The organism is Jeotgalibacillus campisalis (genome assembly GCF_000829515.1).
GTDB classification, from domain to species: Bacteria; Bacillota; Bacilli; order Bacillales; family Jeotgalibacillaceae; genus Jeotgalibacillus; species Jeotgalibacillus campisalis.
Map to the genome: position 1 here is coordinate 246,864 of NZ_JXRR01000022.1, position 22,850 is coordinate 269,713.

At 37.6% G+C, this 22,850-nt stretch carries 22 protein-coding genes; 7 read left to right on the forward strand and 15 right to left on the reverse strand.

Annotation, left to right across the window (positions count from 1 at the left end; genetic code table 11):
• The first annotated feature begins 28 nt into the window (after positions 1–28).
• The gene (locus KR50_RS17005) at positions 29–1,570 is read left to right on the forward strand and encodes a hypothetical protein (protein WP_041061446.1); all 1,542 of its coding nucleotides are present in this window, start codon (positions 29–31) and stop codon (positions 1,568–1,570) included.
• A gap of 116 nt (positions 1,571–1,686) precedes the next feature.
• Here KR50_RS17005 and KR50_RS17010 read toward each other — a convergent pair whose 3' ends face one another.
• Genes KR50_RS17010 through KR50_RS17030 form a run of 5 tightly spaced genes read right to left on the reverse strand, consistent with a single transcriptional unit; the run spans position 1,687 to position 6,705 of the window.
• Positions 1,687–2,739: a BtaManbiosPhlase gene (locus KR50_RS17010; protein WP_041061448.1), complete on the reverse strand. Its 1,053-nt coding sequence runs from the start codon at positions 2,737–2,739 to the stop codon at positions 1,687–1,689.
• The gene (locus KR50_RS17015; RefSeq protein WP_041061450.1) at positions 2,736–3,683 is read right to left on the reverse strand and encodes an MTP-1 family protein; all 948 of its coding nucleotides are present in this window, start codon (positions 3,681–3,683) and stop codon (positions 2,736–2,738) included. The genes KR50_RS17010 and KR50_RS17015 overlap by 4 nt, the downstream gene beginning before the upstream one ends.
• Before the next feature lie 22 nt (positions 3,684–3,705).
• Positions 3,706–4,533, reverse strand: a complete 828-nt coding sequence (locus tag KR50_RS17020; RefSeq protein ID WP_041061453.1) for a carbohydrate ABC transporter permease — start codon at positions 4,531–4,533, stop codon at positions 3,706–3,708.
• Positions 4,520–5,398 carry a carbohydrate ABC transporter permease gene (locus tag KR50_RS17025; protein ID WP_041061841.1) on the reverse strand — a complete coding sequence of 293 codons (879 nt, stop codon included), beginning with the start codon at positions 5,396–5,398 and terminating at the stop codon, positions 4,520–4,522. Before KR50_RS17025 ends, KR50_RS17020 begins: the two co-directional genes overlap by 14 nt.
• A complete protein-coding gene (locus KR50_RS17030) occupies positions 5,398–6,705 on the reverse strand; it encodes an ABC transporter substrate-binding protein (protein WP_041061843.1) in 1,308 nt (435 codons plus the stop codon). Before KR50_RS17030 ends, KR50_RS17025 begins: the two co-directional genes overlap by 1 nt.
• A 348-nt stretch (positions 6,706–7,053) precedes the next feature.
• Here KR50_RS17030 and KR50_RS17035 point away from each other — a divergent pair, with 348 nt between their 5' ends.
• On the forward strand, positions 7,054–8,076 hold the full coding sequence (locus KR50_RS17035; protein ID WP_041061457.1) for a LacI family DNA-binding transcriptional regulator: 1,023 nt from the start codon (positions 7,054–7,056) through the stop codon (positions 8,074–8,076).
• A gap of 121 nt (positions 8,077–8,197) precedes the next feature.
• On the opposite strand, the gene KR50_RS17040 is transcribed toward KR50_RS17035, so the two are convergent.
• Positions 8,198–8,806: an REP-associated tyrosine transposase gene (locus KR50_RS17040; RefSeq protein WP_041061458.1), complete on the reverse strand. Its 609-nt coding sequence runs from the start codon at positions 8,804–8,806 to the stop codon at positions 8,198–8,200.
• Positions 8,806–8,937, reverse strand: a complete 132-nt coding sequence (locus KR50_RS18835) for a hypothetical protein (protein ID WP_269746108.1) — start codon at positions 8,935–8,937, stop codon at positions 8,806–8,808. The genes KR50_RS17040 and KR50_RS18835 overlap by 1 nt, the downstream gene beginning before the upstream one ends.
• Positions 8,938–9,249: 312 nt before the next feature.
• On the opposite strand from KR50_RS18835, the gene KR50_RS17045 reads away from it, so the two are divergent.
• The 5 genes from KR50_RS17045 to KR50_RS17065 all read left to right on the forward strand — a co-directional run bounded on the left by KR50_RS17045 (position 9,250) and on the right by KR50_RS17065 (position 13,877).
• The gene (locus tag KR50_RS17045) at positions 9,250–9,888 is read left to right on the forward strand and encodes a GntR family transcriptional regulator (RefSeq protein ID WP_041061460.1); all 639 of its coding nucleotides are present in this window, start codon (positions 9,250–9,252) and stop codon (positions 9,886–9,888) included.
• A gap of 360 nt (positions 9,889–10,248) precedes the next feature.
• Positions 10,249–11,259 (forward strand): TRAP transporter substrate-binding protein, encoded by a 1,011-nt coding sequence (locus tag KR50_RS17050; RefSeq protein ID WP_041061462.1) that lies wholly within the window; start codon positions 10,249–10,251, stop codon positions 11,257–11,259.
• A 65-nt stretch (positions 11,260–11,324) separates the two neighbouring features.
• The gene (locus KR50_RS17055) at positions 11,325–11,798 is read left to right on the forward strand and encodes a TRAP transporter small permease (RefSeq protein ID WP_041061464.1); all 474 of its coding nucleotides are present in this window, start codon (positions 11,325–11,327) and stop codon (positions 11,796–11,798) included.
• Entirely contained in the window at positions 11,795–13,075 is a 1,281-nt protein-coding gene (locus KR50_RS17060; RefSeq protein ID WP_041061466.1) for a TRAP transporter large permease, read from the forward strand. Before KR50_RS17055 ends, KR50_RS17060 begins: the two co-directional genes overlap by 4 nt.
• A gap of 40 nt (positions 13,076–13,115) precedes the next feature.
• Positions 13,116–13,877, forward strand: a complete 762-nt coding sequence (locus KR50_RS17065) for an SDR family oxidoreductase (protein WP_041061467.1) — start codon at positions 13,116–13,118, stop codon at positions 13,875–13,877.
• Between the two features lie 301 nt (positions 13,878–14,178).
• Here KR50_RS17065 and rfbB read toward each other — a convergent pair whose 3' ends face one another.
• From rfbB to KR50_RS17105, 8 genes are all read right to left on the reverse strand, one after another.
• A complete protein-coding gene (gene rfbB, locus KR50_RS17070; RefSeq protein ID WP_041061468.1) occupies positions 14,179–15,210 on the reverse strand; it encodes a dTDP-glucose 4,6-dehydratase in 1,032 nt (343 codons plus the stop codon).
• Between the two features lies 1 nt (position 15,211).
• Complete coding sequence (rfbD, locus tag KR50_RS17075; protein WP_041061469.1) at positions 15,212–16,066, reverse strand: dTDP-4-dehydrorhamnose reductase; 855 nt, start codon at positions 16,064–16,066, stop codon at positions 15,212–15,214.
• Between the two features lie 7 nt (positions 16,067–16,073).
• Positions 16,074–16,634: a dTDP-4-dehydrorhamnose 3,5-epimerase gene (rfbC, locus tag KR50_RS17080; protein WP_041061471.1), complete on the reverse strand. Its 561-nt coding sequence runs from the start codon at positions 16,632–16,634 to the stop codon at positions 16,074–16,076.
• Between the two features lie 16 nt (positions 16,635–16,650).
• Positions 16,651–17,529, reverse strand: coding sequence for a glucose-1-phosphate thymidylyltransferase RfbA (rfbA, locus tag KR50_RS17085; RefSeq protein ID WP_041061473.1), 879 nt, complete (start codon positions 17,527–17,529; stop codon positions 16,651–16,653).
• Positions 17,530–17,830: 301 nt separating this feature from the next.
• Positions 17,831–19,105, reverse strand: coding sequence for a nucleotide sugar dehydrogenase (locus KR50_RS17090; RefSeq protein WP_041061475.1), 1,275 nt, complete (start codon positions 19,103–19,105; stop codon positions 17,831–17,833).
• A gap of 62 nt (positions 19,106–19,167) precedes the next feature.
• The gene (cps2T, locus tag KR50_RS17095; protein WP_041061477.1) at positions 19,168–20,325 is read right to left on the reverse strand and encodes a beta 1-4 rhamnosyltransferase Cps2T; all 1,158 of its coding nucleotides are present in this window, start codon (positions 20,323–20,325) and stop codon (positions 19,168–19,170) included.
• Between the two features lie 10 nt (positions 20,326–20,335).
• Positions 20,336–21,535 carry a glycosyltransferase gene (locus KR50_RS17100; protein WP_041061478.1) on the reverse strand — a complete coding sequence of 400 codons (1,200 nt, stop codon included), beginning with the start codon at positions 21,533–21,535 and terminating at the stop codon, positions 20,336–20,338.
• Positions 21,492–22,844, reverse strand: coding sequence for an O-antigen ligase family protein (locus tag KR50_RS17105; RefSeq protein WP_041061481.1), 1,353 nt, complete (start codon positions 22,842–22,844; stop codon positions 21,492–21,494). Before KR50_RS17105 ends, KR50_RS17100 begins: the two co-directional genes overlap by 44 nt.
• Positions 22,845–22,850: the final 6 nt, after the last annotated feature.

Sequence of the window (22,850 nt, forward strand, 5' to 3'; positions counted from 1 at the left end):
GACGATATTCGGAGGTATTTGTAATTTAATGAAAAATATATCTACAATACTACTAGTTATTCTCGTGTTAATCACTGCTTCTTACATTATTTTCACTAACATAGAATCATCTCAGCAAACAGATTCTTCTTTCCCTGAGTTAGCTTTGGATAGTGGAGAGATTAAACAAATAGATACAAAGACAGATACTAGGTACGGAATTGAGGACGTTACGTACCTTTACGACTTAACAAAAAATAATGAGGTAATCGGTGAACTGACGCTGGTTCAAAGAATTTTCTCAACAGGGGATAAAATGTATTTTGCTGAGATAAATTCTAACGCTGAAGTCTCGCTCAATATAAGTCTTACGGAAGACCCGGAAGAATTGACGTATGAGACGTTAGATAAAACGGTAGAGGAAGTATACCCCTTCAGAAAAGATAGAACGTTAACTGACCCCCTAACGAACAAACTTACCTATCTTGAAACTCGGGACCATTCCTTTTTGCTTGGCAGTCAAATCAGTTTTCAGGATATAAGTGAGGTAGAGCCGTCAGATGGTTCAATGAGTCATGTTTTAGAATTGCTGACGGCAGATCATTCCATTGCGACTGATGATGAACTATCCATCAAGTTAAAAACCGATGAAAAAGCCCATACATGGTGGATGGTAAGTGAAGATGAATTATTTAAGAATCCGGACGATTTTGAAGAGGCCTATAACATTGGGATAGATGAATTCCGCTGGATCACCAAAGATATGCTTTACTCACACGGGTTGAATTCAATCTTCCCATCAAGTGAGGACGCATTTGTCAATTCTCTGGTCAGACAAAGCGGAAGAGCCTCTTCCATAAAACTCATGAATGAACCTGATCACAGGTTTTGGATCAATATTAACGAACATCAGTTTAAGTCCCTTGAACTAAGACGTCATGAGGATGGGATGTGGCATACAAACTACACTAGTACATGGTTAAACAGAGCGTACGATTTCGGAGCAGATTATATTGATTCAAGACATAATGATAATGTTTTCCGAAGCCAGTTAAGAAGAGCAAAATACTTAGGGTATAAAGAGTACGCTGACAATTGGAACGTTTACGCAGATTTCTTAGTAAAACGTGCTGATGATGGAAGCATTTTGAATACCTCTACTGGATATTTTTTAATTGATTACTATGAAGATGACGTTGATCAATTGACGCATGTCTCTTTAAACCATGCATTAAGTTTAATGAATTATTTAATAGCAAGTTATCAGGCAACTGGAAACGAGGAGCTTTTACCGACCATCAAAGCTCATCAGAATGCATTGGAAGAAACTGCAGACGAATGGATAAACGACGAGGGGTATTTAAATTATCAATTAAATTTGGATGGATCTTACAGCGGGGTTGATTATAATCTCGTTACCTATTACGACCTTTTATATTCAGTCGAGTTAATTGAAGAAATATTCCCTGAGGATCAAACCGAACACCTTGAACAATTAATCAGTGCGAAAGAAGAGCAACTGATTGAGAACGATTTATTTAAATACACGGATCCTTCTAAAATCGAAAATTATATGGGTCTGATTGAATAAAAATACCCCAGATCTTTCGGATCTGGGGTATTTTTGTGTTATATAAGTATCAGAATATGGTTTGTCAGGTATCTTCCTTATGCTTTCGACAAATTTCGGGTGGTGACAGGCACCTATCACACAAGCGAAGCAAGAATCTCTTTAAGACTCAACTCCGCACATGCCATCGAGGTGTCCGCCACGCCATAGTACATTTTGATAACATCTCCCTCGACCACAGTACCGCATGAGAAGACGACGTTGCCAAAGAATCCTTCTACTTCATAGGACGCTTCCGGTTCTAGAATCGGGGTTTTTGAGCGCGCAATCACTTGTGAAGGATCCTGTAAATCAAGCAGCACAGCACCCATGCAGTAACGGTTTTCCTTTGATGCACCGTGATAAAGCTCAAGCCAGCCATGATCGGTTTTGATGGGAACAGCCCCGCCGCCAATCCGGCCATCATCCCACATGCCGTCGCGCAATCCGATTAAATGCTTATGGTTGCCCCAGTATAGCAGATTATCTGATTCCGCAATCCAGATTTCCGGATCTCCCTTGCTTTTTGGAACGGGACGGTGAAGAGCATAATATTTCCCGTTTATTTTTTCAGGAAAAATCAACACATCCTTGTTTTCCGGACAGAAAATCATGCCGTGATGTTCATACGATTCAAAATCAGTAGTCGATACCAGCACCTCTCCAACTCCTGAAGGGGAGATTGCACTAAAATAGATATAATATGTTTCCCCCATTTGAGTAATACGGGGATCTTCAATGCCGTAAGTTTCAAGATTCGTAGATGGATAGATAAACGGATCATCGTCAATCGTAAAGTGGCGTCCGTCTTTACTTCTTGCAATGCGCAAGTAAGAGAGCGATGTTAAATAGCTGAACTGATCCTTCCCCTGCTCCACAATGATACGCGGATCGGAGAAATCATAGGCTGGATCACTTAGTTCAAACTCATGTATCTTCAGCTGCTTCGTTTCAGGATCAAAAACGGGTGACTTGACCTTTTCAGAATTTGTTGAAATCGGACGCTCAGCCACCCTCAACAGCATAATGACCTCATCTTTATACGTGGCAATGCCCGCATTAAATGTACCGATTACTTCAAAATCCTCCCTGTGGGGTTTAACATCTGATGGTGTGACGAGCGGGTTTTCTTCATAGCGATAGACGTTCATATAATCCTATCCTTTCTCTCATATGGTAGAAACGGGTCAGGAATCAAAATCTGTTGGGCTTCAGCATCACTCGTACCAACGAATAGCTGAGCGGAGCCGTTAGTTAAACGAACAAGACCTCCGCTAAATACTACATCCACCAAATCAGGACGTTTTGCAGCTCCTTCTAAAAAGTTGCTTCGAGCAGCGATCAGTTCAATTTCAGTTGTTTGGTTCGTTTGCGGATCCAGACAGAAAATCATGGGATAATAGTGCCTGTTCCCCTCTTCATCAAAGCTTGCAATATGACCAAGGACGCCTAATAATCCATTAGACAGAACATGAACCTCGTTGGCTCCGCCCCACTCGCCTTCAGCAAACTGTCCTTCTAACAGAGGGGCTTCTTCGATCACTTTATGCGTTAATTCATCAAGAGAAGAAATCACGGTAAAACCGATTTTCCCTCTTCCCCCTTTGTCTCCCTGCGGTCTCGTCAGTACGCCAATTGCGCCTTCCTTCAACTCAACCAGTCTCAGGTCCTTCATGCCGTCTGGTCCGCTGGCAAATGCCTTCAGCTCATCAACAGACGTTCCTTTATAAAAAACAGTCCGCCAGCCAAGAGCATTTTCAAGCGTTGGATGCGGAAACGTTTCAACACCGCCAAGCACGAGCTCACCTGCTATTCTTGTCCAAAAAGGATCCTGCAACTTTAATACAGATGCGTTCTTTCGCGGGACCCATTCACCATCGCGCTCCACAAAAAAATAGACCTCTGATTCTTCACTGTCACGCGCTTCCACCCTGCCGGCAATAACGGATTCCCCCGCGTCTTCAAACGGTGCAGCAATATTATACAAATCCCTATTTTCAACTCCGCTGAACAGGAGTTTTTTCGGATGGGTGGGCTGCTCTTTTTTCCTGAATTCCTCTAAAAGAACAGCACATGTTTTAACGGTTGTACTCATTGACTTTCCCTCCAAACTCTCATTATTTTAAGGTAAACTGCATGCCTTCTTTAAACTGCTTTGCAAAGCATAAGAACAAGATGATGATCGGCACAGTTAAAATGACAGATGCAGCGTACAAAGGACCCGGATAACCGCCATAAGGGCCAAACATTTGAGACAGAAGCACATTAAGTGTCAGCATATGATCACTTCGCACAACAATCATATCCCACAGTAATTCCGTCCACCGCTCCATAAATAGGAACAGGAAAATGACCGTAGTAATGGATTTGGACATCGGCAGCACAATTTTGAGCAGGATTTGCAAATTATTCGCTCCGTCCAGCCGTGCAGACTCAATAAATGTATCCGGAATCGCTCTGAAAAAGTTCGTATACATAAACACTGCCCAAAGGCTCAACGCTTTTGGCAAAATCATCGCAAGGTATGAATCATACATTCCGACATTTTGAACAATTAAAAAAGTCGGTATTAATAAAATGATCGCTGGGAAGAACATTTGAAATAACACTGCATTATTGATAAAATCGCGGCCTTTAAACTTCATTTTAGCCAGCGCAAAGGCCACCATGGCTCCGGATACCATCATTAATGCCGTTGAAGCACTTGAAACGATCACACTATTAAAGAAAGACCGGATCCAGGGCCGTGACATCCCCCCTTCTCCTCCTGTAAACAGCCACTCATAAGATCTGAATGAAAAACTGCTCGGGATGATGCTTTTATCCACCTGATCCCAGGAAGCGAATGAATTTAACACCATATATAAATACGGGAACACCATGACGCTGAGCAAGGCGAATGCGATAATGTAGCGAAATACCAGCCCTTTACTAGACCCAACCATTTCGTTTCCCCCAAGCCTCAAGTATTTTTCGAATCATTATAATTGCAACAAAGGTGACAATAGATGCAATGATCGCAACAGCTGAAGCATAGCCTGCATTCAAGTTCGTAAATGCCTGATTAAAAATCTCCATCTGCCACGTATTCGTTGCATAGTTAGGACCTCCGCCAGTTAATTGATACACCTCGGTGAAAATCCCAAAGGATACGCCAATGGAAAGGATCAAGGTGGTAAATAAAGCAGGATATAAAAGAGGCAGCGTGATTCGGAAGAACCGCTGTGCGGCAGACACTCCATCAATGGCTGCAGCCTCGTAAATTTCTTTATTAATACCTTCAAATCCGGCAGTCAAGATTAACGCATAGTAGCCCGTGAATTTCCAGGCAATAATGGCTGCAACCACGAGTAAGGCTGACAGCGGCGAGTTTAACCAGTCAATATCCAGTCCGAAGCTTTCACGCAAAACGACATTGATCGAGCTGTTGTAAGAAAGCAGACCCTTTACAATAAGAGACGATACAACCCCAGAAGCTAAATAGGGCAAGAAAAAACCAATTAAAAATAACCCTTTAAATCTTGGCAGTCCATGAACGACAAGCGCTACAATCAATGAAGAAACGATAACCATTGGAACAAAGGCACCCATAAATTTAAACGTAACAAAGAAGGCAGCCTGCACACCCGGGTTTTGAACGGCTTCTATAAAGTTATCAAATGCAATAAACTCGTAAACTGGGGCAATAAGATTCCAGTCTGTCAGCGCTAAATAAAAGGACCAGATAAGCGGAATAATGAAAAAGATGACCCCGTAAAAAAGGTATGGACTGGCAAATAGCCAGCCCGTCCCATTAAACCTTTTTTTCATCATTTATTCAGCTCCTCTTCTATGGCGCGTTTCATTTCTTCCCAGCCATCTTCCGGAGAAGTAGTCCCTTCTACAACAGGATTTACAGCCATACTGCCAATATGAGTTTGAAGCTCATTGTATTTCGCATTATCAATAGAAGGAATTGCATTTGGAATGGCGTCTGCGTATGGTTTTAATTCTGGGTTTTCCTCAAAGAACGCTGTAAATGCTTCATTGCTTGATAAATCATCACGAGCCGGCGGCAGCTTGGTTGTTTCAAGCCACGTTAAGTCATTTTCAGGGTCCGAGTAAACAAAGTTCATAAATTCCATCGCTGCTGCTCGCTCTTCTTCAGTTGCTGAAGCATAGACAACAATTCCTTTTGTATCTGCAAATGTATTCACATTTTCCGTGCTCACATCATCCGGAACTGGAGGCAGTGCAAGATCAAAGGTTTCTCCGTAAACCATTTCAGGAAATTTCTCTTCCCAGTAGCTGAACGTCCAAGGACCAATATCAGTGAAAACCCCAAGCCCGCTTTCAAAAGGATCCGTGGCCTGCTTTGTTAACAAGACATCTCTTTCCCGAAGATCAGCCAATAATTGAAGCACTCCAACTCCCGCTGCATCATCAGCTACAAATTGATCTCCTTCAATAAAGTTGTTGCCGCCAGATGCTGCATCATAGAGCATGAAGAAATCAAACCATCTTTTCCAGGCTGTTGGATCAGCAAGATCTGGTTTAGCCCAGATGTATTTATCAGGGAATTTTACTTTTAATTTATCCGCTGCCTCAAGCATCTCACTGTACGTTTTCGGCACTTCTTCCACACCAGCCTCTTTCAGTACATCAATTCTCCAGCCAAACAGCATAGGATTTGAATAAATCGGCATGACGTATTGATTATCATCTGCGAACTTCCAGGTTTTAATGGTCTCTTCCATGCTTCGATTTTGCAGAAGCTCCTCAAAACCCTCGATTTCGTTTAAAGGGACTAATGCTTTACTTTCAGCTAATTGAGCGGCAAACCCTCGATTTATATTTTCTGACATGGTTGGAGCACTTTTTCCGGCAATGGCTGTCTGGATTCCAGCTTCAGAGGTTGGACTTTCTTTCATTGGACTCACTTCAACCTTGATATCTTCATTTTCTTTTTCAAATGCTTCCGCCATTTCCTCCCAGTACACTTGCTGAGTAGGATTTGGAGCTGCCCAAAATTCAATTGTTGTCGTACCATCTTCGGAACCAGAATCTCCTCCCGTTGAACAACCTGCTAAAGCAGCGGCAAGTATTGATGTTGATAGAAACAGAGATGATTTTTTCATTTTCAATTTCGTATCCCCCTTATGTTTTTTTGCATAACCCCATATGACAGCGCTATCATTTTTACCCTTTAAAAACTCATGTCCTATACTTTCCTATCAAACTAGGATACTTGCTGAAAGATGAACATTACAAACATTACTTTTTATATCTGTAACGTTATTAATTAGATTACAAATGAATTATCACATTACTATTAAATAAAGTCAATCAAATTTTCTGAAATTTTATTAGGGATTGATTTACTATTTTAAACTTATCGGCTATATTTATATTTGTAACGTTACAAAATTATTTGTCCTTATACTTAGACAATCCGAACACCACGTGGAAAGGTTGATCAATAACTAATGTCCAAAAAAATTACGATGCAGGATATAGCCAATCATTTAAATATATCCAAAAACTCTGTTTCACAGGCACTCTCCGGCAAGGCAGGTGTGAGCGAGCCCACCCGCCAGCTGGTTCATAAAGCCGCTGAAGAGCTAGGCTATCAATATAAAACGACTAAAAACACACCTGGTAATCTAAAGAACATCGGTCTTATTGCCTCTGATTTTGCCTTTTCTCAAAAACGATTTTTTGGAGAAATTTATTTAAGCACGGAAAAAGAAGCAATTAACCGAGGGATGAACCTATTTATTCATTCCATCAGTGCACATGCAAGAGAAAATCTCATTCTGCCTCCATTTATTCAAAAGAACGAGGTAGAGGGCGTACTGATTCTTTCTCATATCAGTAATGAGTATATTAATAAAATTATTGCCACTGGGATTCCAACCGTTATGATCGACCATCACCATCCACTCATTCAGGCAGATGCGATCCTGACCAATAATCGATTTGGCGCCTACAAGGCGGTCAAGCACCTGATTGATCTTGGTCATCAGTCCATCGCCTTTGTCGGAAATATTGAGATCTCTCCAAGCTATCAGGAACGGTGGGAAGGATATCTACTGGCTTTAAGAGAAAACGGCCTTGAGGCAGATCCTGAGGTAATGTTTCTTCATGCGAAGGAAGAGGAGGAAGATATTAATCAGCTCATCAGCCAGTCCAATAAACAGCCCACCGCCTGGTTTTGTGTGAATGACGGCTTAGGCTTCTTAGTTCTTTCCAAGCTGCAAAAGGACGGCTTAAAAATACCCGAACAAGCCTCCATCAGCAGCTTCGATAACGGCCAGCTGTCCCAAATTTCAACTCCAAAAATCACCACGATGGGCATCGATCTTGCACTCTACGGAAAAAAAGCCGTTGAGCAGCTAGTCTGGCGAATCGATCATCCTGATGAGCCCCTATTTGAGCTTTTACTTCCTACCGTTTTGATTGAGCGAGAGTCTACAGCGAAACCAATAAAAGAGCAGATGCTCAAATAGTAAGAGCCATGATCTGTTATTGTGAAATACTTAATGCTGTTCTTCATACAATCTAAATTAGAGCCTCAGGGTTTCTCCAGAGGCTCTAATTTATTCTCTGGCAACATTCTGTATCTACCATTTAATCTACCGTAAAGAAAATTCCCTCCTCTTTTTCTGCACTATTTATTTCCCTCCCCTTCTCCTCCACCGACAAACAATACAACGCGCGCCTTTCCCTGTCCGTTCCTGCATAGTAGTTTAAGAGAAGATCTGTATTCATAAAATCCGGTTTAGGCATGGTTGAGTATTTATAATAGGAGTAGCTGCTCCACGGGTAGTGCTCACATTTTTTGACCATGTTTGCTGCGACGGGATTTAGATGTATGTAGCGGCTAACTTTAAGCATGCCTACATTGCCTTCAACTAACTGATCATAAAAGCGTTTTTCGAAGACATGACCCGTTAATCGATAGCGGGTGTTGTAGTAGTTGGCATATCGTTTGTTTACCAGTGACATGATTTTTGAAATGGAACAGTCAGGATCCAGCGATCGAAGGAGAAGGTGGAAATGGTTGGTCATAAGACAGTAGGAGGCGATTTCAAAGGGGTACTTTTGATGAAGTTGGGTTAAGATGTGGAAAAAAGCTTCAAAGTCCTGCGGGTTAAGAAACAGTGGATCCCGCCGATTACCTCTACTAACAATATGGTAGTAGCAATGCGGCAGCCACGTTCGTTTTTTTCGCGCCATTAGTTTTTACCGACCAATTGCTGCAGGGTCACCATGCATTTATATGAATCTTCTATGATAGGTACTACCTCATTCTGCAGAATGTAGTCTTCCAAACTACTTAATTCACTTCCTAAAATTTTGATCGTCAAAAGCAATACCTCCTATTCAATTAGGGTAAGATGAAATGAAGAAATACAGAGAAGAAAATACAACCGGAGTGACTAGTGAGAGGGATTCACTAAGCCTATTGTACTACATTTTCCAAGTGAAATCTTTTACTATAATAGAATTGGTGGCGGGTGGCATCTTTCGATGCTTTATGCATTCGACAAAATTCGGGTGGTGACAGGCACCCTTGCAAATTCGGGTGGTGACAGGCACCCTTGCAACTCTAGATTATATACAATACAATTCATTATATATATCCCAAAAAATTCAATTGTCATAAAGGACTGTATGATATGTCAAAAACGAAAAAAGTAAATACGCTTGTTTCTCTCAAGGAAGATGTGAAGGAGAAGCTTCGAGAGGATATTATTATGTCTAAGCTTAAGCCTGGCGACCGGATTGTGGAAACAGAGGTGGCGAAAAGACTGGGCATCTCCCAGGTGCCGGTAAGAGAGGCACTTAGAGGCCTGGAGGAAGAAGGGCTTATTACAACGATTAAGTATAGAGGCGCTTTTGTTACTGAAATCAATGATGTGGAAATGTATCATATGTTTTCATTACGAGCGAAGATTGAGACAGATGCCATTGAATTGATTCTTCCTCAGCTGACCAAAAGACATTTTGGTGAGTTATACGATATTGTGGACAAAATGAAAGTCGCCGAAAAAGATTATGCGGTTCAATCGCAGCTGGATATGGAGTTTCATCGGACCATTCTTGAGTGGGCGAATATTGACGTGTTTTTACGCATTTGGGGAATGTTAACGAATCATATTCGAAGATATATCACCCTATTGAATCCTGAAGTTCATATCCTTCCAGAGGAAGTGCATCAATACCATATGACCCTTGTGGAAACGCTGGAGGAAAAAGATGTAGAGAAAGCGAAAGTCGTTTTCGAAGAACATATTATGAAAATGGTTGCTAAATAAATGAGAAACAAGAAGCCTGGGACAAATTTGTCTCAGGTTTTTTTGACCGCTTCAATGCCCGAACGGATGCTGGAACCGCCCTCTTCCCTCCCCTCACCCCTTACGGATGAAAGATTTATCCTAATGAATAAATTTTTTGTTATCTTTTAACCTCTTGACGCGCCCTGATAGATTATATATAATTATCAATATTATATATAATATAGTTTCAAAGTAATTGTTGAGCAACGGGTTTTGTGCAGGGAAGAAATTTTTTTAGATTCAATTGTTAGCGTTTACATTTTGATCAGCTTCACTTCTGTGTGAAGGAGCATTGTCTTGCTGCTTCGCTCAGGTATATGAACAAAGGGGGATTTTTAGATGAAAAAGAGGTTCAATGTTTTTAGCTTGGTTACTGCAGCTGTCTTATCGGTTAGTTTAGCAGGGTGTGGGAGTAGTGATGGCGGATCTGCTTCGGAAACGACGACGTTAAAGATGGGTCATAATCAGCCTACGTCTTCACCATTTCATGCCGGGGCCGAGAATTTTGCAGAGTTAGTAGAAGAGAAATCAGATGGGAAAGTGAAAGTGGATGTGTATCATGACAGTCAATTAGGGGATGAAGGAGAACTTGCTGCAGGGACGAAAATGGGGACAGTGGATATCTCGCTTGTTGCCACGGGAAGCGTGACACAGTATTATTCCCGCTATTCAATGTTTGATTTACCTTTTCTCTTCAGGGATTACGATCATGTCGATAAGGTATTGCAGGGAGAAATAGGACAACAGCTTGCAAAAGAAGCGGAAGAAGAAGGCGGCTTTAAAGTGATGAACTACTGGGAGTCGGGTTTTAGACACTATGTCAACAGCAGCCGTCCATTGAAGACACCGGAAGATCTCGAAGGACTGAAAATCAGAACGCCTGAATGGCCGGTACTGACTTCTGCCACAGAGACGCTTGGAGCAAGTGCTGTACCGATGCCTTTTTCCGAGCTTTATATGGCAGCACAGCATGGGGTTGTAGATGGTCAGGAAGGACCGATCTTTGCGATCAGAAGCTCGAAGATGTATGAAGTGCAGGATTATATGGTTTTAGACGGCCATACGTATACAGCAATGCTCCTGATTATGAACCCGGACAAATTCAATGGGCTGCCAAAGGATGTGCAAGATGTCCTAATGGAAGCATCAAAAGAAGCTGGAGATTATGAGCGAAAGCTAATTCGTGATAATGAAAAAGAAGATATTAAGTATCTGAAAGAAGAAGGCGATTTAGAAATAGAAGAAAATCCGGATAAAGAAGTATGGCGAAATGCCGTTCAACCAGTCTATGACAAGTACAGCGAAGAATTCGGTAAAGATCTTATTCAGCAGATCATGGATACAAAGTAGATGAATAGGGGGCAATTTCTGCCCCTTTTGATAAATGATCATTGAAGAATTAGGAGGTTAGACGTGTGAGAACACTAAAAGGTATTGGGCAGGGATTAGAAAAGCTCGTCATCTACGCAGTTCTACTCCTTACAACCGTTTTGGTTTCCCTTGTCTTCATTCAAGTGGTCCTTCGCTATGCCTTTTCAAATGGGCTGGTCTGGGCAGAAGAGCTTGATCGATACATTTTTGTTTGGTTAATGTTTTTAGGAATCGCAATGGGTGTTTATCGACAAAAACATATCGCGATTACCGCTGTGGCCGATCGACTGAAACGATTCTCAAAAGGCTTACAGATCCTCGTACATATCATTACAGGAACATTTTTTGCCTTGTTGGGCTGGCAGGGGCTTCTATTTGTCCAGATGAATCTTTCTGGTACGGCCGCTGTTCTACCTATTAATCTCGGAATTATTTATTCTATTATACCTGTGTCCGGTTTCATTGCGATGATCTTTGTAGTCGTATTAATGACGACATCCAAGGAGGAGAAAACATGATTCTGTTACTATTTTTAGCCTTTTTTGTTCTATTAATTCTCGGGGTGCCGGTTGGGATTGCTTTAGGCGTCTCCTCGATCATCGTCATTTTATGGGAAGGAATGGTTCCGCTCGTCTTATTCCCTCAAAAAATGTTCGTTTCCATGAATAGCTTTACGCTACTCGCCATCCCTTTCTTTATGCTGACGGGTGTGATCATGGATAAAAGCGGTTTAACGCAAAGACTCGTTAACTTTGCTGACTCGATCATTGGCTGGACAAAAGGCGGCATGAGCTATGTGAGTGTCACTTCCGGAATGATGATGGGCGGAATTTCCGGATCCGCCCCTGCTGATACAGCCGCTCTAAGCAGTGTTATGACGCCAAGTATGGTTAAATTGGGATATCCGGCCAGATTCGCTGCAGCATTACAAGCAGCATCAGGTTCTATAGGGATTATTATTCCTCCGAGTATTCCGATGGTCGTCTTAGGCGGGATTGCCGGAATTTCTGTTGGGAAGCTATTTTTAGGCGGCATTATTCCTGGCATTCTCATTGGTGTTTTGTTTATGGTGGCATCAAGGATCATTTGCAGTCGGAATAACTATGGGGAAACGAAATCCAATTCGTTTTCCGGAAGCTATTTCATCGACAGCTTGAAAAAAGCGATCCTCCCTTTATTTGCTCCAATCATTATCGTGGGCGGGATTTTAACAGGCGTCTTTACACCTACAGAATCGAGCGTCATTGCGGTTGTGTATACGTTGGTTTTAGGAATCTTCATTTATAAAAGCATCAAATTACGAGACTTGCCATCGATTTTTATGGAAGCCATCATTAGTTCGGGGAATGTCATGTTAATCATTGCTGCCTCTTCCCTGTTCAGCTGGATTCTTGTGAGTCATAATTTCCCGCAGACCTTGAGCAGTCTCATTACCAGCGTATCAGACAGCCCATTCTTTATTATTCTCGTGATTAACCTGATCTTTATCGTGGGCGGAATGTTCATTGAAGGGCTTGCATTGTTAATTATGTTTGTCCCGATCCTCTTACCGATCGCCCTGGCTGCCGGAATGGATCCTGTTGTATTCGGAGTTATGATCGTCATTAACATTGCGATTGGCACACTGACTCCTCCTGTAGGTGTCTGCCTGTTTGTTGCATGCTCCGCCGCCGGTGTTAAGCTCGATCATGCGATGAAGAGTGCCATTCCATTTGTTCTAGTGCTTTGTTTTGCACTTATTTTAATCGTGGTATTTCCATCAATCGTTACCGTAATTCCAAATTTAATAGAGTGAGAGATTGATCAATAAAGTAGTTGCAGAAGGAGAGATACATATGGGAAAGAATTTATTTGGCTTAAGCGGAAAAGTAGCAGCCATTACGGGGGCCACCCGGGGGATTGGACGGTCCATGGCAGTCGCTCTTGCAGAAGCCGGAGCAGATATTGCCCTGCTTCAAAGAAATCCTGAGCAGACTGAAGTAAAGGAACAGATTGAACAGCTCGGCAGAAAATGCGCCATTATTCCATGCGATCTTGAAAAGCTGGATGAAGTAAAATCAGCCATCCCCGCTGTCATTTCTACATTTGGAAAAATGGACATCTTAGTCAACAATGCAGGCATTCAGCGCCGGTCGCCTTCTGTTGATTTCCCTGAATCGGATTGGGATGATGTTCTGTCTATTAATCTAAAAGTCGTCTGGCTCTTATGTCAGGAAGCAGGACGTCATATGGTGGCAAGAGGAGAAGGCAAAATCATCAACACCGCTTCCCTTCTTTCCTACCAGGGAGGATTGACCGTACCAGCTTATGCAGCAGCAAAAGGCGGTGTGGCCCAACTCACAAAAGCCCTCTCCAACGAATGGGCAAAAGAAGGAGTTAATGTAAATGCGATCGTCCCAGGCTATATTGCAACAGACATGAATACCGCCTTAATCGACGATCCCATAAGAGGCAAACAAATTCTGGATCGAATACCAGCAGACAGATGGGGAAATCCGGATGATTTCAAAGGAACCGTTGTCTATTTAGCTTCAGAAGCTTCCAATTATGTACATGGTCATTTAGCGGCTGTTGATGGGGGATGGCTGGGGAGGTAGTACCAACATTAAAAATCATTTCCCTTTCATTTCGAAATTATAAATATTTTTGAATGTATATACCAAACAAAAGCGAGTGATAACTGATTGTTGTCACTCGCTTAACAAGTATCTTCTTTAATGATAACGCTATTGTTATGTAATTATTAATCATGCTCCTACCCTTTTGGTGGACTCCATTTAACGCTTACTTAGTGATTTACTGTCTTCTTTTATTTTTAATAGGTCCATCAATAGACCTTAAAGAAGTTCTCTATAATATACACATTGACTGTCTGGTTTTTTATAGGAACATATGTGTTTAGATTTGGTTATTTAATAAGTATTGTTTATCAAAGTAATCTCTATATTCCCCACTAATAATTTGCTCCCACCATTCTTTATTATCAAGATACCATTGTACGGTTTGCGTTATACCTGTTTCAAAATTATATTTTGGTTTCCACCCTAATTCTTCTAGTTTGGATGGATCTATCGCATAGCGTTTATCATGACCTAATCGATCTGTTACGAACTCAATTAGATCCTCTGATTTTTCTAGAGTTTTAATAATTTTTTTTACTACCTCTAAGTTTGTTTGTTCATTATGGCCACCTACGTTATATATTTCTCCACTTGGACCCTTATGTAACACTAAATCTATTGCAGAACAGTGATCAACCACATGTAGCCAATCACGGATGTTCTTGCCATCTCCATATATAGGAACTTTCTCATCATTTAGCACCCTTGAAATTGTTAAAGGAATCAACTTCTCTGGAAAATGATAAGGACCATAGTTATTTGAGCAACGTGTTATATTTATTGGTAATCCGTATGTTTCATGGTAAGCTCGAACTAGAAAATCTGAAGATGCCTTACTTGCACTATAAGGACTGTTAGGCTGCAACGGTGTTTCTTCTGTAAAAAAAGTACTTGGATCAAAATCTAATTCTCCATACACCTCATCTGTGGAAACATGAACAAATTTAGTTACATCAATAGCTTTTGCTGCATCTAGTAACACTTGGGTCCCTAAAACATTCGTACGAATAAAAATTTCAGGTTCTGAAATGGAACGATCTACGTGACTTTCCGCTGCAAAATGGATAACGTAATCAAATTTTTCTTTTTCAAATAAAGGCTGAATGGTTTCTCGATCCGTAATATCTGCTTTAATAAAATGATAATTACATCTTGGTTCGATATCTTGATGTTTTAGTAAGTCTCCCGCATAGGTTAATTCATCTAGATTATAAATTTCATAATCCGGATACTTATCAACCATATATTTTACAAAATTACCACCGATGAATCCAGCTCCACCTGTAACTAATACTTTTATTTTTGACATGTTATAACACCTCTTTTTCTAACTGTTGTAAGTAGTGTTTTAATGCATTGTTCCAATTGGGTAACCGGTTAAATCCTTGTTGTTCTAATTTATCTTTAGACATACGTGAGTTTTTTGGACGTTCAGCTCTCGTAGGGTATTCTTTAGTACTAATAGCATTTACTTTGACCTGCTTATTTGTTAATTTGAAAATCTCTTTAGCAAATTCAGCCCAAGAGCAGAAACCTTCATTTGATGCATGATAAACTCCATATTTTTCAGTCTTTGCCATATCAATTAGTAACTTTGCTAAATCAAATGTATATGTAGGTGACCCATATTGATCACCAACTATATTTAGTTCGCTTCGAGTATGGGAGAGTCTCAACATTGTTTTAATAAAATTATTCCCATTGATACCAAATACCCAAGATATACGAACGATAAAAGATTTTTGTACTAAATCTACTACTACCTTTTCACCTTCGTACTTTGTTAAGCCATAATAGCCAACTGGGTTTACCAAATCACTTTCTTTAAAGGGTGTCTCTCCACTACCTTCAAATACATAATCAGTACTGATATATATAAACTTCGCCCCAACTTCTTTAGCTACACTTGCTAGATACCTAGTCCCGTTTACGTTCACATCCCAACATAACTCTTTATCATCTTCAGCTCTATCAACAGCAGTATACGCTGCACAATGAATTATCGTGTCAGGATTTAATTCTTTCACATAATCATAAACGTCCTGTTCATTTGTAATATCTAGTTGCTCTCTACCTACACCATGCATTCCATAACCGTTTTTCAAACCTTCATGATATACATCGAACCCGAGTTGCCCAGTAAAACCAGTAACTAATATTTTCATAGATGTATTACCTCTCAAAAACAAAATTGTTTTCTGCATCATTTAACAATGGAGCAATTTTATCCTTTTCAGACAGCACAGGTTCTGTATTAATTGGCCATTCTATACTAATAGTTGGATCATTCCATGCAATCCCTCTATCGCACTCAGGTGCATAAATCTCATCTACCTTATATTGCACTTCAGTATCTATTGTCAAAGTCATAAATGCATGAGCAAAACCTTTAGGCACTAACAATTGTTTTTTGTTTTCGGCAGATAATTCTACTCCATACCATTGTCCATAAGTAGGACTTTCTTTTCTAATATCAACCGCCACATCGAAAATTGATCCTCGAGTACAACGCACAAGCTTAGTCTGTGCTTTTGGGTTTAATTGATAATGCAACCCACGTAAAGTACCTTTTGTAGCTGAGAACGACTGGTTGTCCTGTTGAAAATATAAATCTATACCCGCTTTTTTATATTTTTCTAAGCTGTATGTTTCCATAAACCAGCCACGCTGATCTCCAATAACACTCGGTTCTATAATTTTAAGGCCTGGGAGATATGTTTCTGAAACATTCATTTAAACACCTCATCATCTAATATTTTATTTCACCACTTGCAACTTTAAATAGATATTGACCATATCCAGTTTTTGAATATAATTCCCCAGATTCAATTAAGTTTTCTTTACTTATCCACCCATTTAAATAAGCAATTTCTTCTGGAACAGATATTTTAATTCCTTGATGATCTTCTATGGTTTTTACAAAGTTAGTAGCTGATACTAAACTTTCGTGGGTACCCGTATCTAGCCATGTATATCCTCGTCCTAAAAGTTCTACATTTAATTCTTCTGACTTTAGATATTCTTCATTTACTGAAGTAATTTCTAGCTCTCCACGGGCAGAAGGTCTTACGTTCTTCGCTATATCAACCACTCTATTATCGTAAAAGTATAAGCCTGTTACCGCATAATTTGATTTTGGGTATTTTGGTTTTTCTTCTAAACTCAATACTCTAGCATTTTCATCGAATTCTACCACACCAAATCTTTCTGGATCTGGAACATGATAGCCAAAAACGGTAGCTCCACGTTCCTGCTCTGCAGCACGTTTAAGTCTTTTTCTTAAACCATTGCCATAATAAACATTATCTCCAAGGACCATTGCTACAGAGTCATTACCGATAAATTCTTCACCAATAATGAATGCTTGAGCTAAACCATCGGCATTTTTTTGAATTTTATATTCAAGATTGATACCGAATTGGGAACCGTCACCAATCAAAGATTTAAAACGAGGAGTATCTTCTGGAGTAGATATAATTAGAATATCTTTAATACCTGCCAACATTAAGGTTGATAACGGGTAATATATCATAGGTTTATCGTATATTGGCAATAATTGTTTGCTAGTCACCATAGTTAACGGATATAGCCTAGTACCGCTTCCTCCTGCTAAAATTATCCCTTTCATTTAGCCCAGCCTTTCTTTTTTATATTAAGTAAAATTTTCTATACTCTATTAAATTAAAAATGATTATTTTTTTTAAGATAATAAATTTAATAGAATATTCTCGATACTATAATATTGTATACTTTCACTGACTTTTATAAAGCTCATAAAAAAAGATAGATTGTATTAATTCAATTAAAAAGTTTAATATCATAATAAATTTAAAGACGATCAATATAAAACGAAACCCGTTGAATTTAGATAATACAACGAGCCAATTTTTGTAATTATGTTTGCTGAAATTTAGTTGAAAGATATATTATTAAACATTTTGTTTCTGCTTAATCATTTCATATAAGTTACCAAAATTAATGTATTTAACATCTTTTTTTATTCCACTAACAAGATTTTTTGTATCAAAGACCAATGGTTGATTCATTATACCTGTAGGATAATCAGAGAGATCCTTAAATTCATTATGATCAGTTAAAATCAATATGATATCGGATCCTTCTAACGCAGCATTAATGTCTTTTTCTACAAATGGTTTATCAACATGAGGATCAAAGCAACGGATTTCATAATCAGTTTCAGCTTCTAATAAGTACTTCACTTCCATTGCAGGGCTTTCTCGTATATCATCTACATTTCCTTTATAAGTTAAACCAAAAATAGTAACTACTTTTCCCTTGTCTCCATCAGTTAACAGTTTTGTTTTCTCGACTACAAACTTCGGCATTGAATTATTGGTTTCTCGAGCCATATTAATAATTTTAGCTTTTGAAGGGGAAGCAGCTACTATAAAATAAGGATCTACTGCTAAACAATGCCCCCCCACTCCAGGCCCTGGATAATGCAGATTTACTCTTGGGTGCTTATTAGCCATATTTATTACATCAAGTGCATTAATTTTTAAATCAGTACAAACTTGTACAAGCTCGTTAGCAAGTGCAATATTGACATCTCGAAAAGTATTTTCCATAAGTTTTGACATTTCAGCAGTTTTTGCATCAGTTAAAATAATTTCACCTTTCACGAACGTTTTATAAACTTTCTCACCTGCTTTAGCACATTCAGGTGTAACCCCTCCTACAATTCTATTATTATAAACTAGTTCATGTAGAATCTGTCCTGGTAAAACTCGTTCTGGACAATGCACTAAGAAAATATCCACTCCTACTTTAAACCCAGCTTGTTCAATTAGAGGAGCAATTTTGTCATCCATACTTCTTGGCCCGATAGTTGATTCTACTATCAAGGTGTTACCCCTTTCAAGTAAAGGAATAATAGATTTAATTCCATTAATAACATGCGTCAAGTCACAAGACTTAAATTCGTCGTCTTTATTAGGCGTAGGAACCGCAATAATATAAACATCTGATTTTTCTGGTGTTAGCCTTGCCTTAAACGTATTTGTCTGTATAACCTTATCGAATGCTTCTTGTAATCCAGGTTCTTCAATATGAATTAAACCTGAGTTCAGACTCGCAACTGTCTTCGTAGAAATATCAATCCCTGTAACATTTACTCCAAATTTCGCAAACATTATTGATGTGGGTAATCCAATATATCCAAGTCCTACTACCGTTAATTTCATAATTATTATATCTCCATTCCTACTCAATATAAATGAGTTATTGGTTCAAAATTAATATCAATCTAATTATTTAAAAATAAAAACTCATATTCATTTACAATTTTTTCCCAAGAGTAAGCTTCTGCAATTCTTTCTTTTGCTTTATTTGAAAGGGAATTTATTTCGTTCTCATTAAAATTATCTACTTTATCAATTAGTTGAACGAGATTTCCTCTTTCCTTTGTAAAGTACAATGCTCCATTGTCTCCAACTTCTCTATTAAATACTACATCTAATAGCAAGTTTAAGTCTGTAGAAGCAAGTGATTCTAATAAGGAAGGATTAGTACCACCAACTTCATGTCCGTGTAAGTATCCGTAAGCATTTTCCCTTATTTTTTTTAATAATTCTTGATTATAAACTGTACCAACAAATTTTATACGCATGTCTTTACTAAAATTAGTACTCTTCAACAACTCATTGTAAAAAACATTTTCTTGAACATTAGATATAATTACCAAATCTTTAGAACTGTCTGATTTAATAAATTCTTTAATCATTAAATCATAATTGTTTTCTGGAACAAACCTTCCTACAATCAAATAATATTCTTTACTATTTACTTTATGTGATTCATACCAATTTAAAAGTAACTGATCATCATTTTTTAATTCTGATTGTTTTAAATCAGCACCGTATGCAATAAATTTTGTATTAGGACTATATTTTCTATAGTCTTTTTTAATATACGCTTCAATCCCCTTAGAATCACAAATTAGTAGATCAGAGTTTTTGATCATTAATCTCTCAGAATATCTCCAATATTTCCTGATAAAAAAATTCCATTTGCTTCTTTTCCATTCATGACCATCTGGATTTATGAAAATCTTAACTTTCAATTTTTTTAGATCTTTATTGAAATAAGACATAAACGGTCCAATACGACATGCTAATATATATATGATACAATCATCTAAATTATTTTTTCTTATATAATTAATACATTCTTTAATGCTTAATAAATCATATAAAACTGCTCTAGAACTACCTAAACTTGGAACCTTAACATTAAAACAGCGTGTATTATTATAGTTAAACTCACTATTCTCATTGCTTAGACATGAAACATGGTATTGTATGTCATTACTTATTTTTTTTTCAGTTAAATATTCGACAAAAGTTTCGAAACCACCATAATTAGCTGGAATTCCTTTGGAACCTATGATAAAAACATTTTTCATATAATTCTCCTTAAACCTGTTTTATAACTTTTATATAATTTTCTACTTTACTATCCCATACAAAAGGCTTTAGGTACTCATTATCTATCTTAGTGGTATTACTTTTTAGTTTTAGTAAATCATTAATGGTACTCGAAAAATTTTCATTACTAGATACACATACTTTATTACTAATTATTTCAGAATGTCCCCCAATAGCAGTGGTTACTACAGGGAGCCCTCTTGAAATATACTCATAAATTTTTATTGAATTACCCCCTGATTCAAAGTGAGAAACGTGATGAGGAACAATTGCAACGTCAAATAGATCAAAGTATTGCGGAAGCTCCTCATTATATTTTTTCCCTATAAAATATATATTCTTTTTTTCTTTCAATCTTTTTATCCAATTTTCGTCGTATATTTCTCCTATAAAAACAAAATTGGTATCAGGTAATTCTTCAGCTATTTGATTTATTAAATTCACATCTAATCTTTTACCTATTCTACCGCTATATCCTACAATCGAATTGGCACTAAATGCTAAAGTTTCTTTATTACTTAGTTGCACCTTATCAATTTCAGCATCTTGTAAGAAGTAAGATGGAAAGCCATTCTTAATTAAATCAACATTACTGTTATATTTAACCAAATCATAATCTTCTGATACTTTAATGATGTAGTTAGCTTTTTTAACTTGCAATAAAAATCCCTGAGCAGCTATTTCTTTCTCTTTCTTTGAAAAACGAGGATGTTGAGAAAAGTCATCAAAAACATCATAGATGAATCTTTCTGGTTTAAGCAACTCCAATACTTTTGATGCAAATGGATTAAATGATATATATATTGGATTTTTAGTATACTCAGCAATGATCTTTTCATATAAATTCTTGATATTTTGATTTACGAGCACATTTGCCCACCAAGCTCTTTTACTTAAAATAGGACCAATAAAATCATTAACATAAAAGTCAACTACATATAGTTTGTTATTTATTATTGAAATCTGATAATTTTTTTCCTTCTTTACAACTATTCCTCTTGGATAGTTTGGAAATTTTTTTTCCTTTTTAAATATTTTTTCAGATAAACTCATTGGTCTGTTAAATATTAATACGCGGTCTATCTGATCTGAATTTAAAAAACCTTTTATCAGGTGAGTATCTCTTCCTCTAGCACCCTCAGTATTAACTTTTTTCCAATCGTGATATGGAAAGATTATTAGTTCCAAAATTGTGCCCTCCTTTAATTTGCTCACTTAATATACTCACCGTAATGCAAAACAAGCTTCCTAATATAAAATTATCCAGTGTTCCCATATAAGTAGCTGACGTGAGCCAATAAAATAGAGCGAGTGATACAAAACTATTATTTAAATCTTTACGAGTTACTATTTTAAACAAAAGAAATGCCATGATCATTATAAATAGTACAAAAACAAATAATCCATTTTCAGCTAATAATTGTAGATATACATTATGTGGATTACTATTAGACCAACCGTTAGTAATAGCGTATTGATACTCTCCAAACTTATTAGTACCTATTCCTATAAATGGATGTAATGCGAAAAGGGATATCGCAATGCCCCATTTTTCAAATCTAGAATTATTGCTTCCAGTTGCACTATCAGAAATAAATACAGTTTCTATATACTGAACCAGATAGCTTAAATTCATTAACAATAGTAATAACATAATGGAACTTGTTATTAATAAAAATATAAGCATTGAATTTTTAATTTTTATACTTTTGTATTTTAAAATTAGTGTTACTATTATAATAATTAAAACTGCTAGAATTCCTCCCCTAGACCCAGATAAGAACTGTCCCAGCAACATAATAGTGCACCCAATAAACACATACACTTTCTGTTTCCTAGTTTTAAACTCGTTATCAAATAACTTATACAACAAGATCAATAAACCTAGTCCAATGAACATTGAATTGACAGTAACAACTCCCATTAAACTTACTGGTCTGATATATCTAAAACTTTCAAAAAATGAAAAAGATGAATAGGTCAAAGTAAATTCTATATAAAATTGATATACAATAAATATAGAATTAACAATCGAAGTAATTACAATTATGTTTACAAACATACTATACATTTCAGTTAATTTAATTAAATTATTATTTATTGCTAATATCACTATTAAAAATAATAGTATATACATTGTATATAATAAAACAGTTCCTAACTCACCTCTTAAAACATCTTGATAATTCACTATTAAATCGTTTAATAGCCTGTAAATTAGAAACATTAAAAAGAAAATTTGTAAATACGATAGTTTTATGCTAACAAGGTTTTTAAGTGAAAAGACCATGAAATAAGGTATTAATAAGCACATAATTAAATAGTTGTTAAAATATACATTATAATTACCAATTTCTCTAAATTCAAAAAGAGGAGAAAAATTTTCGAGAAAGTCAAAAATACTAAGGAGTGGATCTGTTTTTATAAAACCAATAGCCCCGTTAAAAAGAAGTAATAATATAACAAAAAGTATTTTAATATCTATAGATTTTGGCATCACTAA

Bases quoted from the DNA above. Each gene is read 5' to 3' on its own strand.
- KR50_RS17005 (WP_041061446.1), top strand. From the start codon at position 29: ATGAAAAATATATCTACAATACTACTAGTTATTCTCGTGTTAATCACT.
- KR50_RS17010 (WP_041061448.1), bottom strand. From the start codon at position 2,739: ATGAACGTCTATCGCTATGAAGAAAACCCGCTCGTCACACCATCAGAT.
- KR50_RS17015 (WP_041061450.1), bottom strand. From the start codon at position 3,683: ATGAGTACAACCGTTAAAACATGTGCTGTTCTTTTAGAGGAATTCAGG.
- KR50_RS17020 (WP_041061453.1), bottom strand. From the start codon at position 4,533: ATGGTTGGGTCTAGTAAAGGGCTGGTATTTCGCTACATTATCGCATTC.
- KR50_RS17025 (WP_041061841.1), bottom strand. From the start codon at position 5,398: ATGAAAAAAAGGTTTAATGGGACGGGCTGGCTATTTGCCAGTCCATAC.
- KR50_RS17030 (WP_041061843.1), bottom strand. From the start codon at position 6,705: ATGAAAAAATCATCTCTGTTTCTATCAACATCAATACTTGCCGCTGCT.
- KR50_RS17035 (WP_041061457.1), top strand. From the start codon at position 7,054: ATGTCCAAAAAAATTACGATGCAGGATATAGCCAATCATTTAAATATA.
- KR50_RS17040 (WP_041061458.1), bottom strand. From the start codon at position 8,806: ATGGCGCGAAAAAAACGAACGTGGCTGCCGCATTGCTACTACCATATT.
- KR50_RS17045 (WP_041061460.1), top strand. From the start codon at position 9,250: ATGTCAAAAACGAAAAAAGTAAATACGCTTGTTTCTCTCAAGGAAGAT.
- KR50_RS17050 (WP_041061462.1), top strand. From the start codon at position 10,249: ATGAAAAAGAGGTTCAATGTTTTTAGCTTGGTTACTGCAGCTGTCTTA.
- KR50_RS17060 (WP_041061466.1), top strand. From the start codon at position 11,795: ATGATTCTGTTACTATTTTTAGCCTTTTTTGTTCTATTAATTCTCGGG.
- KR50_RS17065 (WP_041061467.1), top strand. From the start codon at position 13,116: ATGGGAAAGAATTTATTTGGCTTAAGCGGAAAAGTAGCAGCCATTACG.
- rfbB (WP_041061468.1), bottom strand. From the start codon at position 15,210: ATGTCAAAAATAAAAGTATTAGTTACAGGTGGAGCTGGATTCATCGGT.
- rfbD (WP_041061469.1), bottom strand. From the start codon at position 16,066: ATGAAAATATTAGTTACTGGTTTTACTGGGCAACTCGGGTTCGATGTA.
- rfbC (WP_041061471.1), bottom strand. From the start codon at position 16,634: ATGAATGTTTCAGAAACATATCTCCCAGGCCTTAAAATTATAGAACCG.
- rfbA (WP_041061473.1), bottom strand. From the start codon at position 17,529: ATGAAAGGGATAATTTTAGCAGGAGGAAGCGGTACTAGGCTATATCCG.
- KR50_RS17090 (WP_041061475.1), bottom strand. From the start codon at position 19,105: ATGAAATTAACGGTAGTAGGACTTGGATATATTGGATTACCCACATCA.
- cps2T (WP_041061477.1), bottom strand. From the start codon at position 20,325: ATGAAAAATGTTTTTATCATAGGTTCCAAAGGAATTCCAGCTAATTAT.
- KR50_RS17105 (WP_041061481.1), bottom strand. From the start codon at position 22,844: ATGCCAAAATCTATAGATATTAAAATACTTTTTGTTATATTATTACTT.